The sequence below is a fragment of the Taylorella equigenitalis ATCC 35865 genome (assembly GCF_000276685.1).
Classification (GTDB): Bacteria; Pseudomonadota; Gammaproteobacteria; order Burkholderiales; family Burkholderiaceae_B; genus Taylorella; species Taylorella equigenitalis.
Genome location: NC_018108.1, coordinates 654637 through 671626 on the forward strand (window position 1 = coordinate 654637; position 16990 = coordinate 671626).

The window sequence follows — 16990 nt, forward strand, 5'->3', positions numbered from 1 at the left end:
ATGAAAGTTAAAAAGTCAGTATTAATTTACGGAATCATTGCCATCCTACTACTTTTAGTGGTAGGGTGGTTTGGGGCTAACTACTGGCTTAGTTATAAAGTTAACTCCCAGGCTAAGGAACTTGTTAAATCTGTAGGCTGGGAGGACAAAATTAAATGGAAGTCAATTGATGCATCATTTAGTAAAACTGCCACAGTTAAGAAGTTAGTAATTAACTTTCCAGAGGTATTGCCTCAACCACTATATATAGAAAAAATATCCCTAAAGAATTTTAATAGAGTAAGACGAACATTTGAATTTGATATTCTTGCAGAGGATATAACCGACTCAAATGGAAAATCTTATTTTTATGTTTTAAAGAATCTATATCAGGAACTTAAACCTTTTGTACTAAGGGATATTCCTGCGATGGATGCGAAACTTCATGTAGAAAATAGTTATATCGAAGATCTACTTTCAATTCAGTTAGATATAGAACAACAAGGTGGACTTAATTTTGACTTTAACACCACCATAAAAAATGTAAATCCATTTTTGGACCAAGTTGATAAGCAAGTTTCGCCTAAATCAAATGATAAAGAAAAACCCATTTCTGATGCTGAGCTTCAAATCCTATTAGGATCACAGCTAGCTCTAATTCAAATTGTTAATAGTGAGATTTATATTGAAGATGCTGGACTTATAAAGGGCAATAGAAATCATGCTAGAAACTATATGCATAAATTACATTGCCCAAATATATTGAATAGTTTTGAATATAAAAACCCAGAAGAGCTATGCGAACCCGTTCATAATTTTTTATTGGCACGAGAAAAAGATGTTAACTTCTCAATATCACCTGGGGGAGGTTATAACATAACTAAACTTGCAGAATATTATCCATTTAATAAATTAAATGGTCATAGTGCTGGTCAGTTACTACGAGCTTTACAATTCAAAATAAGCAACACAACAGAAATTTTCAACAAATACATTGTTAGATGAATAAAAATAAAAAAAGAGTACTTACTGGAATTACAACAACAGGAACTCCACACTTAGGTAATTATGCTGGTGCCCTAAGACCAGCTATAGAAGCTAGTAAAAATCCTGAAATCGAAGCTTTTTATTTTTTAGCAGACTATCACGCCTTAATTAAATGTGATGATCCAAAAAGAGTTTCTAAATCTAGACTTGAGATAGCTGCTACTTGGTTGGCTGCTGGTTTAGACCCAGAAACTACTATATTTTACAGACAGTCTGACGTGCCGTTTACAACGGAATTGTCGTGGATTCTGACCTGTATGACACCTAAGGGGCTCATGAATAGGGCTCATGCATATAAAGCAATCTATGATCAAAATGTTGAGCGTGAATTGGATGTGGATGAGGGTGTAAGCATGGGGCTTTACTCCTACCCAATCCTAATGGCTGCAGATATTTTGCTTTTTAATGCACATGAAGTTCCTGTTGGCAAAGACCAAGTTCAACATCTTGAAATGACTAGATTCATAGCACAAAGATTCAATCATCATTACGCTAAGGATGAGGATATTTTTGTTTTACCTGAAGCTAAGATTGATGAGGAAGTTGCTACATTGCCAGGGTTAGATGGCAGAAAAATGTCTAAAAGTTATAACAACACAATCCCTCTTTTTGAAGGTGGGTCTAAACAACTACTCGCAACCATTAAGCAAATTCAAACCGATTCTAAGCTACCAGGTGAACCTAAAGATCCTGATACATCTCATCTGTTTATGATCTATAAGGCATTTGCAAGCTTAGAACAAACATATTCCTTTAAAAAGTTACTTCAAGATGGCTTGTCCTGGGGAGAAGCTAAAGAGCAACTATACCAATTGCTTGACGGCTTATTATCACCCATGAGGGATCGGTATGAAGCATTGATTTCTAAACCTGATGATTTAGAAGATATTCTAAAAATGGGGGCACAAAAAGCTATAGATTATGCTCGACCACTTTTAGATAAGGTTAGGGAGGCGGTTGGATTGTCCTCCTTTGGTTCAGTGTGTAAAACAGAATCGGATAAATCAAAGAAAAAAAATAAGAAATCATCAAAATTTTTAAGTTTTAAAGATCAGGATAATTCATTTAAATGGAAGTTAATCTCTGCAGATGGGATGGAGCTTCTAGTTTCTAAACCGTTTTCAGATCCAAAATCTGCAGCTATGTCTTCCAAAAATTTACTACAAGCTGAAAGTTTAGAGGTTGCCGATTCTGTCTTGAGTGTTGAGGGAGAGGGCATTGCCACTATAAACAAGGAGCTAAATTTTTCTTCAGAACAGGTGTTGGAGTCAATTCAAAGGGCACTTGATCAAATCAAAAATAAATGATCAGAAATCACACATTCAAAAACGTTTGGGTTGGTCCTAATAAGGAAGAACTCGTTATTATTAGTGAAGAAGAGTTTCCTGTAAAAATTTCATTGGCATACGCAACTAAGGAAAATATAACAGGGTCTGAGATTTATAAAAATCCAATCTGTGCTCTTCATCCAGAAGCTGCACAAAAGCTCATGAATGCGGCTTTGCATGCCCAGTCTGCGGGTTATATGTTAATAATTTTTGATGCTTATAGGCCTTACGAAGCTCAAGAGAGACTTTGGGCTTTTCTGCCTGATGATAAATATATTTCGAATCCGTACACAACTGGGTCTAATCACACACGTGGGATTGCTGTTGATTTAGGGCTGCTTGATTCCAATGGTTGTGAAATTGCAATGGGAACTGGTTTTGATGAAATGACCGACCTATCACACATGGATAGTCCAGATTTACCCACAGAATTTAAAAAGAATAGATTGTTGCTTATGGGTATTATGCTTCATGCAGGTTTTAAAGAAATAAAATACGAGTGGTGGCATTTTCAGTTACCGAATTCAAATATATATCCTTTTATTAAATCGGATTTAATAGGTGTAAACTAGATTGAAAAACACATTGAGACTTATTGGATGAAATTCCCACTTCCAGAAACTAGTGCATTGGAATTGCGATTCTTTTTTTGGTTGCTTTCGCTAAATCAGATTAAGTACGTTACTAAAACTAGCAGGCTTATTTCTAAGCTGGGAGATGGTCAGTTTTATGTAATTTCTGGTGTTTTATTTTTAATCTTGGGTGGTGACCATGGGGTACAGATGTTTTTGATTGGATGTATTGCATATTCAATTGAGTTACCTCTTTACTGGTTTATTAAAAATAGCATTAAGCGAGACAGACCTTTTAGAACGTACGAACACGTATCTGCTGTGGTTATTCCTAAAGATACTTTTAGCTTTCCATCAGGACACACTGCAGCTGCATTTGTATTTGCAACTATGGTTAGCATATATTTCCCTCCGTTTACATTGCCAGTGTATACATTGGCTTGTCTAATAGGATTATCAAGGGTTTTGTTGGGCGTTCACTATCCAACAGATATTGTTGCAGGTGCATTGCTTGGTAAATTGTCGGCATGGATTGCACTGGTGGTGGCACAATGAAAATTCTATATGGCGTTCAGGCCACGGGTAATGGTCATATAACTAGGGCTCGTCAGATGCTGCCTTATTTAATTGATCAAGGCTTTGAGGTGGATTTTATTTTTAGTGGTCGACCTAAAGATGCTTATTTCGATATGGCTCAGTTTGGGGACTTTATTACTAGACACGGATTTACCTTTGAATATAAAGGCGATAAGGTTTCTATAACAAATACTGTACTTAAATCCAGACCTATTGAATTTATTAGGGATTACATATCTCTAGCTCGACACTTAGATAAGTACGAGTTTGTGCTTAATGATTTTGAACCCATATCGGCATGGGCAGCTCGACGTGCAGGTGTTCCATCGGTGGGTTTATCTCATCAGTATGCATTGTCATACCCTATAGCAGATTATGATTTTCCAATAGGATTTAGGGCAGGCTTAAAATTTTTTGCACCTGCAAAGCATAGGCTGGGGGTTCATTGGGATAGTTTTGGTTATCCGATATTGCCACCCTTAATTAGTTTGCATTCCGATATAGAAACAAAAAATGATGGGTTTACTTTAGTTTATTTGCCTATAGATTCATTGGAAAAGCTGATAGATGTTTTTGTTCAAATTCCTGAGCAAAAATTTGTTTTGTACACAAAAATAAATCAACCCTACACAAAGGCAAATATAGAAATTAAACCGCTTAGTCGTGAAACATTTCCAATTGATTTTGCTCACTGTGATGGTGTAATTTCAAATTCTGGCTTTGGTTTATGTAGTGAGGCAATGGTCCTGGGTAAAAATATCCTAACGATACCTTTAAAATCACATACAGAACAACAGTCGAATGCAGCAGTTTTAAAATTATTGAATCGAGCTACCGTAGTACATAGTTTAGAAGCTGAAGTAATTCGTTCATGGATTGCCAAACCCGATCCGCCAAAGGCCGTTTTTCCTAACGTCGCACTTGAAGTATCTAGATGGCTTAAGAAGGGCGATTTCTCTACTACTCAAAAGCTCTCTGATGATCTTTGGGCCCAAACCTATAATGTTAAAATCTAAGCCCATTTGAAAATCCAAAAAGGATAATATATGGCAAAAAATTTCGGAAATGAATCTCAAGAACTTGAACAATTAAGTGAAACTCTTAGGATTCAATTCGCCTATCCTAATTCTGAAAGAAAATTTATAGAAGGGACTCGAGCAGATATTAGAGTTCCATACAGGATAATTCATCAAGATTCTACTATTACCGACCGTGGTGAGGAGCTGAATCCACCCATACCTGTTTACGACACAAGTGGTATGTACGGTGATCCAGAATCTAGTATTGATTTAAAAAAAGGTTTGCCAGATATAAGAGCAAATTGGATCGATGAAAGGGGTGATGTTGAGACTTTATCTGGTTTAAGTAGTCACTTTGGCAATGAGAGGCTTAAGGATTCGTCTGCCGATCATCTTAGATTTAAGACCATCACAAAACCAAGACGGGCTAAATTTGGTCAAAACGTGACTCAGATGCACTATGCCCGTAAGGGTATTATTACACCAGAGATGGAGTATGTGGCCCTACGTGAGCAGATGAAGTTACAAGATCTTTATGATGATGCACGATACGCTTCGCTTATAAAGCAACATCCAGGGGAATCTTTTGGGGCAAATATTCCTAAACATCCCAATGAAATTACACCTGAATTTGTACGTAACGAAGTTGCCTCTGGGCGTGCAATAATTCCAGCAAATATAAATCATACAGAACTTGAACCTATGATTATTGGACGTAATTTTAGGGTCAAAATAAACGGAAATTTAGGAAATTCTGCTGTAAGTTCAAGTCTTACTGAAGAAGTTGAAAAAATGGTTTGGGCGTTACGTTGGGGCTCAGACACTATTATGGATTTATCCACTGGTAAGCACATTCATGAAACACGAGAGTGGATTATTCGTAATTCTCCAGTACCTATTGGGACAGTTCCTATTTATCAGTGTTTGGAAAAGACTGGAGGTATCGCAGAAGATTTAACTTGGGAGTTATTTAAAGATACTCTGATAGAACAAGCGGAGCAAGGCGTTGATTATTTTACTATTCATGCAGGAGTGCGTTTACCGTTTATACCTATGACCGCAAATCGAGTGACGGGCATTGTGTCACGTGGTGGATCAATTATGGCAAAATGGTGTCTTGCTCATCACAAAGAAAATTTCTTATATACGCATTTTGATGAAATATGTGAAATTATGAAAGCATATGATGTTTCATTTTCATTAGGTGATGGTTTAAGACCTGGATGTGTGGCTGATTCAAACGATGAAGCACAATTTAGTGAATTGTATACATTAGGTGAACTTACTAATATCGCTTGGAAGCACGATGTACAAGTGATGATTGAAGGTCCTGGCCATGTGCCACTTCAAAGAGTAAAGCAAAATATGACAGAAGAGCTTTTGCATTGCTACGAAGCTCCATTTTATACTCTCGGACCTTTGGTAACTGATATTGCCCCAGGATACGATCATATTACTTCAGGTATTGGAGCAGCTAATATAGGTTGGTATGGTACCGCTATGCTTTGTTATGTAACTCCTAAAGAGCATTTGGGCTTGCCTGATAAAGAAGATGTTCGCACAGGCATTATTACATACAAATTAGCTGCTCATGCTGCTGATCTTGCAAAGGGGTGGCCTGGAGCTCAAATTAGAGATAATGCATTATCAAAAGCAAGATTTGAATTTAGGTGGCGCGATCAGTTTAGGCTTGGGCTTGATCCTGAAAGGGCGGAGAGCTTTCACGATGAGACATTGCCAGCCGAAGGAGCAAAGACGGCACATTTTTGTTCAATGTGCGGACCTAAATTTTGCTCCATGAAAATTTCTCAGGAGTTAAAACACGATGCAACCACTATGCGTGAAGGGATGGAAGAGAAATCGATAGAATTTATAAAAAGAGGATCTAAGATATATAGTTAAGTTGGGTGCCCATCACAGATACAATCTATGAATCCATCTGTGCCATTAGCATTTAACGATAAATTGCACGCATACTTATAAAAAAAGCCCCAAAATAATGGGGCTTAATATATGGTCCTCCCGGCTGGACTTGAACCAGCGACCAAAGGATTATGAGTCCTCTGCTCTAACCAACTGAGCTACAGGAGGTAAAAAAAGAAATAGATTATACAAGCATTTAATATTTTTGTAAAACTTTGAATAACTATTTTTTCATAAGCTCATAGAATTCTTCGTTGGTTTTCGTAGCACGAATTTTATCCATGATAAATTCCATAGCCTCAACTTCATCCATATCGTGTATAAACTTACGAAGTACCCAAGTTTTTTGTAGGTCTTCAGGTCGCATTAAAAGTTCTTCACGACGTGTACCGCTCTTATTAAGATTGATTGCAGGATAAACGCGTTTTTCTGCAAGTCTACGCTCAAGGTGTATTTCACAGTTGCCGGTTCCCTTGAATTCCTCATAGATTACCTCATCCATGCGACTTCCAGTTTCTATCAAAGCGGTACCGATTATAGTAAGAGAGCCACCTTCTTCAATATTTCTAGCAGCACCAAAAAATCGTTTTGGTCTTTGAAGTGCATTTGCGTCCACACCGCCTGTTAGAACCTTACCTGATGAGGGAACAACAGTATTATATGCACGAGCTAAGCGGGTGATGGAATCAAGCAAAATAACAACATCTTTTTTAAGCTCAACAAGTCTTTTGGCTTTTTCTATAACCATCTCAGCAACTTGAACATGTCGAGTCGCAGGCTCATCAAAAGTAGAGGCTACAACTTCGCCTCTAACAGTTCTCTGCATTTCAGTAACTTCCTCTGGACGCTCATCTACTAACAATACAATCAGAGTGGCTTCGGGATAGTTAGCTGTGATGGAATGAGCTATATGCTGCATCATAACGGTTTTACCAGATTTTGGGCTGGCAACGATTAACGCCCTTTGTCCTTTTCCTATTGGTGCAAAGATATCCAAAATTCTACCTGTATAGTTTTCCTCACTGCGAATATCTCTTTCAAGTCGTAAAGGCTCATCTGGATGAAGTGGTGTTAAATTTTCAAACATAATACGGTGCTGAACTTTTTCTGGTTCAAGACCGTTAACTTTTTCAACTTTAACTAATGCGAAATAACGTTCTCCATCTTTTGGTACCCTTACTTGTCCTTCAATATGATCACCAGTGTGCAAATTAAATTTGCGCATCTGAGATGGGGAAATATAAATATCATCAGTGCTTGCTAGATAAGAGGAGTAAGGAGAACGCAGGAATCCAAAGCCATCTGGCAATACTTCAAGGACTCCATCACCAAAAATTTGTTCACCGTTTTTAGCTCTTTTTTTCATGATTTGGAACATGAGTTCCTGCTTACGGAAACGGTTTGCGTTTTCTATTTCAAGGCCTAAGGCCATATCAAGAAGTTGAGATACGTGAAGGTTTTTTAATTCGTTAAGATGCATTTTTGAATAAAAGGTGAAAGTGGCTTAAGGAGAATAACGTATAGAATTACGAATTAAGCCACTTAGAAAAAATTAAATATTTGTGTTAATAAAATTAGTTAAGTCAGATTTAGTTACGGCACCTACTTTAACTGCAGATTGATTTCCATTTTTAAATAGCATAAGAGTAGGTATGCTACGGATTCCAAATTGTGCGGCTAAATCTTGATTATCATCAACATTAACTTTTACGATTGAAATTTTATCTGTTAATTCTGAATCTAATTCTTCAAGAATAGGTGCAACCATCTTGCAAGGACCGCACCAAGGAGCCCAAAAATCAACCAACACAGGTTTAGTTGATTCTAAAACATCAGCTTTAAAGCTATCTATATTTGCTTCTTTAATCATATTAATCTCACATAAAGATGAAGGATGAGAATGGGAGGTATTGAATTCTAATTTTTATAATTCGTGTGAATCCAATAATTATAATAGTATGCTAGATAAATCATATAGCATTTAGCAAATTTTACGTTTTTTTCTTACAATAGTCGAATTTTGCATAACATTGCTAAAAATTTCAATATTACCAACTAGAGCATATAGTGAGCAGTAAAGATTACGATAAATATGACGAAGGTTCCATAAGGGTTCTAAAGGGTTTAGAGCCTGTTAAGGAGCGCCCTGGGATGTACACCCGTACGGATAATCCTCTCCATATAATTCAGGAAGTTATTGATAACTCTGCGGATGAAGCATTGGCAGGCTTCGCAAAAAAAATATCCGTAACGCTAAATGAGGATTTAAGTGTAACTGTTGAGGATGATGGAAGAGGTATACCCATAGGGTTGCATCCAGAAGAACATGTTCCAGTTGTAGAAATTGTTTTTACTAGGCTTCATGCAGGTGGAAAATTTAATAAAAAAGATGGCGGTGCATATGCTTTTTCTGGTGGATTGCATGGAGTAGGTGTTTCAGTAACTAATGCATTGTCTACCAGACTTGAGGTTACCGTTACTCGCGACATGGGTGTACATCAGTTGGTGTTTGAAAATGGGGGTGATGTAGCTACTCCATTAGAAAAAATTGATATTGCCCCTAAAAGAAAATCTGGTACAGTTGTACGCGTTTGGCCTGATTCAAAATATTTTGATAGTTCTGTTATTCCAATTAATGAATTAATTCACTTATTACGAAGCAAAGCTGTATTGTTGCCAGGTATAGAAGTTTCCCTAAAAGTTGAAAAAACTGGTGAAAAGTATAAATGGCAGTATGAATCAGGTTTGATTAGCTATTTATCGGAAGAGTTAGATGGTTCAGAGTTATTGATACCTCTTTTTAGTGGACAAGATTACGTTCAAGAGGGGCATGAGTCATTTGAACTTGGTGAGGGGGCTAGTTGGGTAGTAGCCTGGTCACAAGAGGGTCCCCTCGTTAGAGAATCGTATGTAAACCTTATTCCTACCACAAATGGTGGAACCCATGAGTCAGGGTTGCGCGAGGGCTTGTATCTAGCATTGAAGTCCTTTGCAGAGATGCATAGTCTAATTCCTAAAGGTATAAAACTCCTTCCAGAAGACTTGTTTTCCCGTGCTAGTTTTGTTCTTTCAGCGAAAGTCTTAGACCCGCAATTTCAAGGTCAAGTCAAAGAGAGATTAAACAGTAGAGATGCTTTACGCTTAGTTAGTAGTTTTGTTAAAACATCGTTCGAACTATGGCTAAATTCCAATGTGGATGAAGGAAAAAAACTTGCTGAATTTGCCATTAAGCAAGCACAATCTCGTACTAAATCAGCTCAAAAGGTTGAAAAAAGGAAAAGTTCGGGTGTGGCTGTATTGCCAGGAAAATTAACTGATTGTGAGTCAAATGACGCTTCTAGAACGGAAGTGTTTCTTGTTGAGGGAGATTCTGCTGGTGGCTCCGCTAAAAAAGGAAGGGATAAAGAGTATCAGGCTGTTTTACCACTTAGGGGAAAAGTATTAAATTCTTGGGAAGTTGATAAAGACCAATTATTCTCAAATAAAGAAATTCATGATATATCTGTGGCAATAGGAGTTGACCCACACTGTCCAACAGATTTTCCTGATATGTCGGGATTGAGATATAGAAGGATATGTATTTTGTCTGATGCGGACGTTGATGGTTCACATATTCAAGTCTTGCTATTGACGCTATTTTACAAACATTTTCCACGTTTGGTCGAAAATGGTTTTGTATTTATCTCCCAACCACCACTATTTAGAATTGATGTGCCAGCTCAAGGCAAACGACCCGCAAGAAAATTTTATTGCTTAGATTCTGAGGAATTACAAGGCACAAAAGATAAGCTTATAAACAAAGAAAATATCAAGGAAACATCTTTGACTATTAGTCGTTTCAAGGGACTTGGTGAAATGAGTGCTGAGCAACTTTGGGAAACGACCATGAACCCAGATACTCGTAGGTTATTACAAGTGTCATATGGATCAAATTCTCTTGATGAATTAAACCGCATTTTTGATACCTTGATGGGTAAAAGCGAATCGGCTAGTCGCAGAGCTCTGATAGAAGAAAAGGGTAATCTTGCGCAATTGGATGTGTGATGGAAGATACTGAATTAGAACTTGATTTTGAATCCAACTCTCAGGAGAGTGTGGATTTAGGTACTTATGCGAGCAAAGCATATTTGGATTATGCGTTTTCAGTGGTTAAGGGGAGGGCATTGCCAGATGTAGGTGATGGTCAAAAACCAGTGCAACGTAGAATCTTATATGCTATGGATCGTATGGGGTTGCGGGCTGGTGTTAAACCTGTCAAATCTGCAAGGGTGGTAGGTGATGTATTAGGTAAGTATCATCCACACGGAGATCAAGCTGCTTACGATGCCATGGTTCGTATGGCACAAGATTTTTCACTACGATACCCTTTGATAGACGGTCAAGGAAATTTTGGTTCACGTGACGGTGATGGTGCTGCAGCTATGAGGTATACGGAAGCCCGTTTATCTCCTATAGCAGAGCTACTACTAGATGAACTCGGTGAAAAAACAGTAGAGTTTATCCCTAATTATGATGGTCAAGAGCTTGAACCAGCCATGCTTCCAGCTAGGTTGCCGTTTCTACTTTTAAACGGAGCTTCGGGAATTGCGGTTGGTATGGCTACAGAAATACCTTCACATAATCTAGGTGAAGTTGCTAATGCTTGCATTGCCATAATAAAAAATCCAAATATTAGCTCAGATGAATTGTTCGACATCTTACCAGGTCCAGACTATCACAGCGGTGCTCAGATTATTTCTCAACCTGAGGTTTTAAAACAAATTTATGAAACTGGCAAAGGAACTGTAAAAGTTAGAGCTAGATGGGAGTTTGAGGAACTTGCACGTGGTCAATGGCAGATGGTTGTAACTGAACTTCCTCCAAATACCTCATGTCAAAAGGTTCTTGAGGAAATTGAGGAGCTTACTAATCCTAAAGTTAAACCAGGAAAAAAATCCCTAAACTCTGAGCAACAAAATACAAAATCCATGATGCTTGGATTGCTAGATGCTGTCAGAGATGAGTCGGGAAGAGAGGATTCAGTACGACTTGTTTTTGAACCTAAAACTTCTAGGATTGATAGAGAGGAATTTGTAAATGCTCTTTTAACTCACACAAGTATGGAAGGGAATTCTTCTATAAATTTAGTATGTATAGGGATTGATGGAAAACCTCGTCAGCGTAATCTAAAAGAGATATTGATTGAGTGGGTGCAATTTAGAACTGAAACGGTTATTTCTAGAACTAAATATAGATTAGAAAGAGTATTGGATAGGATTCATGTACTTGAAGGTCGTGAGATTGTGCTTTTAAATGTCGATGAGGTTATAAGCACAATTAGAAATTCTGATGAGCCTAAACCAGCATTAATTGAAAAATTTAATTTAAGTGACAGACAAGCTGAAGACATTCTTGAGATGAAATTACGACAGCTTGCAAAATTGGAAGGTATCAAAATCCAACAAGAACTTGAAGATAAGCGTTTAGAGCAAAAGAAACTAGAAAACCTTCTAAATAGTAATAGTTCACTTAAAAAACAAATCATTAAGGAAATTGAATCGGATGCTAAAAAGTATGCGGATGCCAGACGTACATTAATTAAGCATGCTGAAAAAGCTACTTTAGAGGTTAAAGTTGTGGATGAACCTGTGACTGTTATCATTTCAGATAAGGGGTGGGTACGTGCTCGCCAAGGTCATGGAGTTGAAGAGTCTGCATTAAACTTTAAATCTGGTGATTCCTTGTATGGAACTTTTGAAGTCAGAACAGTCGATAATCTTATAGGTATTGGTTCAAATGGTCGGGTCTACACTGTGCCAGTAAGCTCATTGCCATCAGCTAGGGGTGACGGTCAGCCTTACAGTGCTATGATCGATCTTGAATCTAAAACTCAAATTTCTCATTATGTTTGTGCAAAAGAGGATTCGGTTTGGCTTCTAATGCAAGATAATGGGCTTGGATTTGTCACTACTTTCAAAGATATGGTTTCTAGAATTAAGGCTGGTAAATCTTTTATTAGTATGGAAGAAGGGGCAAATTTACTTAGACCTATTCCTGTAGGCTCAAGTGCTCGATATATTGGTATGCTATCTAAAAATGATAGATTTTTAATTGTTCCAATCCAGGACATCAAGCATTTGAACTCTGGGGGCAGGGGTACTATTTTGATGGGATTGGATCCTAAAGATAAAATTTCTCAAGTGGTTACAGTTACTGAGTCTGGTATACAAGCAACAGGAATTTATAGAAATAAACAAGTTGAGGAATTAATAGCCCTTGGCGATTTACATGAATACATTGGTAAAAGAGCTCGCAAAGGTAAAACTTTAAAACTCAAATTAAAGCAAGCTACTTTATTGCCACTTGATTGAGGATGATATGGCACACAAAGTTTTAATTGAATCTACTGGAGATGAATTTTTAGTTAATGAGGGGGCTAATATTATCGATGCTGCCCTAGATAATAAAATTGTCCTCCCATATAGTTGCAGAACTGGTTCTTGTGGTACCTGTAAGGGACGTGTTGTATCTGGTAATTACAAATTAGCTGATTCCGCTGAGGATTTGATCACGGACGAGGAAGCTGTGGAGGGTTACGCATTATTATGTTCGGTTATACCTTTGTCGGACATGGTTATACATCCTACAGATGTTAAAAAAGCTGGTGATATCGAGATAAAAAAAGTTCCAGTTAGGGTCTCAGAATTAACTAAGTTATCTGATGATGTTATGAAGGTCAAACTTCAAACTCCTGCAACGGAACCATTTAAATTTTTGCCTGGCCAATATATAGACTTACTCCTTAAAAATAATGTTCGCAGGTCGTACTCTTTAGCCTCAAAATCATCTGAAAATTCTCAAATTGAACTTCATATAAAACATATGCCTGGTGGTTTATTTACTGATCATGTATTTGGGGCAGGTGCTACTGAAATGAAAGTTCGAGAAATCCTTAGAATTGAAGGACCTCTTGGTACTTTTTATTTGCGTAAGGATTCGGATGCACCCATTATATTTCTAGCTACGGGTACTGGCTTTGCACCTATTAAAGCAATTCTTGAGGATATGGTTGAGTCTGGTATAAAAAGGTCTTCCACTTTGTATTGGGGTGGTAGAAATAAAAAAGATATCTATATGATGGATTTCTGCAAAAATTTTGAAGCTCAGCATAATTGGTTTAAATTTGTTCCTGTTCTATCGAATCCAGATGCCTCAGAAGCATGGGATGGACGTGTAGGATATGTGCAAGAAGTTGCACTTCAAGATTATCCAAGTCTAGAAGGTTTTGAAGTTTATGCATGTGGATCTCCTACTGCTATGGAGTCTGCTAAAAATGCTTTTGAACTAGTTGGAAACCTGCACCCAAGTAAATTCTACGCAGATCTATTTATTTCACAAGCCGATATAAATAACTAGGGTGGATATTTTTATCCGTACGTTTTTTTGCGAATTTTAATTAATTTATAAATCTATGAATATATAGACTCTCAGAAAGGAGTTTATATATGGGATTGATTAAATTTGCATTGATTTGTTTAACAAGTAGTTTATTTGTGGCTTGTGGTAGTCAGCCTGGTTGGCTTATGAAGAAGCGTTTTTTTCCAGGTTGGCAGCATTCACCTCGGTATGTAAATAATTACGATTTCAACTGGCACACTAAGGGCTCGCAAAAAGCATTGCCAGTTCAGGTATTTAGTACCGATAATGAAGTTTGGATGGAATTTCCAGATTTAAATGTTATTGATGGTTTGCCGATTATTTTTTCTTTAGATCCTTTTACAGGAAAGGAAAAAATTATGAAAGTACATCAGAATCCTCCTTATCTTGTAATTAAAGGACAACACTCTCAAATCAAAATAAGGTATAGGAATAATGAAGCCGTTGTATGGAGAGAGCTAAAGTAAGCTAAAATAAAAGGTTTTAATATTTCTCACATTTTGAAATGAAAGCTTCCGAAATACGTCATAACTTTCTTAAATTTTTTGAATCTAAAAACCATACTATTGTTTCTTCTTCTCCGCTTATACCAGCAAATGACCCAACTTTACTATTTACAAATGCTGGTATGGTTCAATTCAAAGATGTATTTTTAGGTAAGGAAAAAAGGACATATTCAAGGGCTACTACTTCTCAAAAATGTGTGCGTGCTGGTGGTAAACATAACGATTTGGAAAATGTGGGTTACACCGCTAGGCATCATACTTTTTTTGAAATGTTGGGAAATTTTAGCTTTGGCGACTATTTCAAAGAAGAAGCTATTACATATTCTTGGGAGCTATTAACAACTGTATTTCAATTGCCAAAAGAAAAGCTATTAGTAACTGTATACGCAGAGGATGATGAAGCTTTTGGTATATGGAGAGATAAAGTTGGGGTTCCAGAAGAAAAAATTATTCGCATAGGAGATAACAAAGGATCTCGATATGCCTCAGATAATTTTTGGCAGATGGGTGATACTGGTCCCTGTGGTCCTTGTACAGAGATATTTTATGATCATGGTCCTGAAATATGGGGTGGTCCTCCTGGGTCTCCAGAAGAGGACGGAGACAGATTCATAGAGATTTGGAATCTTGTATTTATGCAATTTGAAAGGGACAGCGAAGGGGTTTTACATCCATTGCCAAAACCATGCGTAGATACTGGGATGGGACTTGAGAGGATTGCAGCTGTACTTCAGCATGTCCATTCTAATTACGAAATTGATTTATTTAAAAACTTAATTAAAGCTGCGGCCGTCGCTACCAATACATCAGATTTAGAAAACAATTCCCTTAAAGTTATAGCTGATCATATTAGGGCATGTAGCTTCTTGATTTGCGATGGGGTAATCCCTGGTAATGAAGGACGTGGATATGTATTAAGAAGGATAATTCGACGTGCTTTAAGACATGGTCATAAACTAGGACAAAATAAAACTTTTTTCCATACTCTAGTTCCTGCACTTACTAAGGAAATGGGCGAAGCATTTCCTGAATTAATAGAATGGCAGGACAGAATAAGCTCGATTCTAAAACAAGAGGAAGACCGCTTCCAAGAGACTTTAGATCATGGTATGAAGATTTTAGAATCATGTTTATCTAATTTGGAAAAGGGGCAGAATATTGATGGTCAAACCCTGTTTATTCTTTATGATACTTATGGTTTTCCTGTCGACTTAACTGCTGATATTGCTCGTGAAAGAGGAGTCGGTGTAGATCTAGATGGCTTTGAAAAAGCTATGGATAAGCAAAAGGAAACAGCCCGTGCGAGCGGTAAATTTAAAGCTCAGGAAAATCTTTCATATAGTGGTACTGATACTTCTTTTAGCGGTTATGAGCATTTGGTTGAATCAAGAGCAAATATCCATGCTATTTATGTAGATGGTGCTTCGGTTGAATCAGCAGATGAGGGTCAGGAAGTCGTTGTAGTATTAGATAGAACTCCATTTTATGCAGAGTCTGGTGGTCAAGTTGGAGACAGTGGCTTCTTGATTGGAAGTGATACTGATAAACAAGTTTCGATTTCAGATACTAGAAAAATTACACCAACCGTATTTGGTCATTACGGTAGAGTTGAAAAAGGTTCTATCAAACTAAATGATTCAGTGGATGCTATTGTTAATGCAGAGAATAGAGTTTTAGTAACCGCACATCATTCTGTGACACATCTAATGCATTTAGCGTTGCGAGAAGTGCTGGGAGACCATGTTAAACAAAAGGGTTCATTGGTTGATTCCGAGAAAACAAGGTTTGACTTTTCTCATAATAGTCCAATGACTGAAGAAGAAATTCGTAAAGTAGAACTTCTTGTTAATAATCAAATCCTTATGGGTAGGGATACGTATGTAGAAGTCATGCCCTATGATGATGCATTAAAGTCGGGTGCTATAGGTCTTTTCGGTGAAAAATATGGCGATTTTGTTCGTGTTATGCAAATTGGCGATTCGAGAGAGTTATGCGGTGGCACACATGTTTCTAATACAGGTCAGATTGGTTTATTCAAGATTATTAGTGAATCAGGAGTGGCTTCTGGAGTTAGAAGGATAGAGGCAGTGGCAGGGTTTAAGGCCCTTGAATGGATTCAAAATACGTATCGAGTTATAAATCAAAGTGCCAATCTGCTTAAATCATCTCCAAAAGATTTAGTAAGCAAAATTAAAATACAAATTGATCAGATATCAGCCCTAGAAAAAGAAATTACACATTTAAAACAAAAACTAATTTCTGCTTCCAGTGGTGATTTATTAAGCTCTCTTAAGGAAGTTTCTGGTATTAAAACTTTGGCATGTGAGGTTAAGGATGTTGAAACTAAAGCATTACGAGACTTAGTTGATCAAATGAAATCTAAATTGGGCTCAGGTGTTGTAGCAATTTTTCTTGTTGAGGGTGATAAAGTCACTATTGCTACAGGGGTTACTAAAGACCTTACCCATAAATTAAAAGCGGGTGATTTGGTTTCACGCCTATCTCAAATATTAGGTGGAAAGGGCGGGGGTAGACCTGATATGGCAATGGGTGGTGGCACAAAAGTTGAATTTTTACAAAAAGCTATATTAGACGTTGAAGCCTGGGTAAAAGAATTGATTTAG

General features: G+C 37.3%; 13 protein-coding genes and 1 tRNA gene. 11 read left to right on the forward strand and 3 right to left on the reverse strand.

Annotated features, from left to right (window positions below; all coding sequences use genetic code 11):
* From KUI_RS03050 to thiC, 6 genes are read left to right on the forward strand one after another with little or no spacing between them, the layout of a single operon-like run.
* Positions 1–984, forward strand: a complete 984-nt coding sequence (locus KUI_RS03050) for a hypothetical protein (protein ID WP_014840278.1) — start codon at positions 1–3, stop codon at positions 982–984.
* Positions 981–2333, forward strand: coding sequence for a tryptophan--tRNA ligase (locus tag KUI_RS03055; protein ID WP_014840279.1), 1353 nt, complete (start codon positions 981–983; stop codon positions 2331–2333). The genes KUI_RS03050 and KUI_RS03055 overlap by 4 nt, the downstream gene beginning before the upstream one ends.
* Positions 2330–2926: a D-alanyl-D-alanine dipeptidase gene (gene ddpX, locus KUI_RS03060; protein WP_014840280.1), complete on the forward strand. Its 597-nt coding sequence runs from the start codon at positions 2330–2332 to the stop codon at positions 2924–2926. Before KUI_RS03055 ends, ddpX begins: the two co-directional genes overlap by 4 nt.
* 27 nt (positions 2927–2953) lie before the next feature.
* A complete protein-coding gene (locus tag KUI_RS03065; protein ID WP_013522376.1) occupies positions 2954–3481 on the forward strand; it encodes a phosphatase PAP2 family protein in 528 nt (175 codons plus the stop codon).
* Positions 3478–4518 (forward strand): glycosyltransferase family protein, encoded by a 1041-nt coding sequence (locus KUI_RS03070; protein ID WP_013522377.1) that lies wholly within the window; start codon positions 3478–3480, stop codon positions 4516–4518. The genes KUI_RS03065 and KUI_RS03070 overlap by 4 nt, the downstream gene beginning before the upstream one ends.
* A 30-nt stretch (positions 4519–4548) precedes the next feature.
* On the forward strand, positions 4549–6423 hold the full coding sequence (gene thiC / locus KUI_RS03075) for a phosphomethylpyrimidine synthase ThiC (protein WP_013522378.1): 1875 nt from the start codon (positions 4549–4551) through the stop codon (positions 6421–6423).
* A 112-nt stretch (positions 6424–6535) separates the two neighbouring features.
* On the opposite strand, the gene KUI_RS03080 is transcribed toward thiC, so the two are convergent.
* The 3 genes from KUI_RS03080 to trxA form a co-directional block, all read right to left on the reverse strand.
* Positions 6536–6612 (reverse strand) — tRNA-Ile (locus tag KUI_RS03080).
* A 55-nt stretch (positions 6613–6667) separates the two neighbouring features.
* The gene (gene rho, locus KUI_RS03085) at positions 6668–7924 is read right to left on the reverse strand and encodes a transcription termination factor Rho (protein WP_013522379.1); all 1257 of its coding nucleotides are present in this window, start codon (positions 7922–7924) and stop codon (positions 6668–6670) included.
* A 72-nt stretch (positions 7925–7996) separates the two neighbouring features.
* A complete protein-coding gene (gene trxA, locus KUI_RS03090) occupies positions 7997–8314 on the reverse strand; it encodes a thioredoxin (protein ID WP_013522380.1) in 318 nt (105 codons plus the stop codon).
* A gap of 197 nt (positions 8315–8511) precedes the next feature.
* On the opposite strand from trxA, the gene KUI_RS03095 reads away from it, so the two are divergent.
* The 5 genes from KUI_RS03095 to alaS all read left to right on the forward strand — a co-directional run bounded on the left by KUI_RS03095 (position 8512) and on the right by alaS (position 16990).
* A complete protein-coding gene (locus KUI_RS03095; RefSeq protein ID WP_014840281.1) occupies positions 8512–10488 on the forward strand; it encodes a DNA topoisomerase IV subunit B in 1977 nt (658 codons plus the stop codon).
* Positions 10488–12794 (forward strand): DNA topoisomerase IV subunit A, encoded by a 2307-nt coding sequence (gene parC / locus KUI_RS03100; protein ID WP_014840282.1) that lies wholly within the window; start codon positions 10488–10490, stop codon positions 12792–12794. The genes KUI_RS03095 and parC overlap by 1 nt, the downstream gene beginning before the upstream one ends.
* A gap of 7 nt (positions 12795–12801) precedes the next feature.
* Positions 12802–13839 (forward strand): CDP-6-deoxy-delta-3,4-glucoseen reductase, encoded by a 1038-nt coding sequence (locus KUI_RS03105; protein ID WP_014840283.1) that lies wholly within the window; start codon positions 12802–12804, stop codon positions 13837–13839.
* Positions 13840–13928: 89 nt separating this feature from the next.
* Positions 13929–14327, forward strand: a complete 399-nt coding sequence (locus tag KUI_RS03110) for a TrbG/VirB9 family P-type conjugative transfer protein (protein WP_013522384.1) — start codon at positions 13929–13931, stop codon at positions 14325–14327.
* A 38-nt stretch (positions 14328–14365) separates the two neighbouring features.
* On the forward strand, positions 14366–16990 hold the full coding sequence (alaS, locus tag KUI_RS03115) for an alanine--tRNA ligase (protein WP_014840284.1): 2625 nt from the start codon (positions 14366–14368) through the stop codon (positions 16988–16990).

Bases quoted from the DNA above. Each gene is read 5' to 3' on its own strand.
- KUI_RS03050 (WP_014840278.1), top strand. From the start codon at position 1: ATGAAAGTTAAAAAGTCAGTATTAATTTACGGAATCATTGCCATCCTA.
- KUI_RS03055 (WP_014840279.1), top strand. From the start codon at position 981: ATGAATAAAAATAAAAAAAGAGTACTTACTGGAATTACAACAACAGGA.
- ddpX (WP_014840280.1), top strand. From the start codon at position 2,330: ATGATCAGAAATCACACATTCAAAAACGTTTGGGTTGGTCCTAATAAG.
- KUI_RS03065 (WP_013522376.1), top strand. From the start codon at position 2,954: ATGAAATTCCCACTTCCAGAAACTAGTGCATTGGAATTGCGATTCTTT.
- KUI_RS03070 (WP_013522377.1), top strand. From the start codon at position 3,478: ATGAAAATTCTATATGGCGTTCAGGCCACGGGTAATGGTCATATAACT.
- thiC (WP_013522378.1), top strand. From the start codon at position 4,549: ATGGCAAAAAATTTCGGAAATGAATCTCAAGAACTTGAACAATTAAGT.
- rho (WP_013522379.1), bottom strand. From the start codon at position 7,924: ATGCATCTTAACGAATTAAAAAACCTTCACGTATCTCAACTTCTTGAT.
- trxA (WP_013522380.1), bottom strand. From the start codon at position 8,314: ATGATTAAAGAAGCAAATATAGATAGCTTTAAAGCTGATGTTTTAGAA.
- parC (WP_014840282.1), top strand. From the start codon at position 10,488: ATGGAAGATACTGAATTAGAACTTGATTTTGAATCCAACTCTCAGGAG.
- KUI_RS03105 (WP_014840283.1), top strand. From the start codon at position 12,802: ATGGCACACAAAGTTTTAATTGAATCTACTGGAGATGAATTTTTAGTT.
- KUI_RS03110 (WP_013522384.1), top strand. From the start codon at position 13,929: ATGGGATTGATTAAATTTGCATTGATTTGTTTAACAAGTAGTTTATTT.
- alaS (WP_014840284.1), top strand. From the start codon at position 14,366: ATGAAAGCTTCCGAAATACGTCATAACTTTCTTAAATTTTTTGAATCT.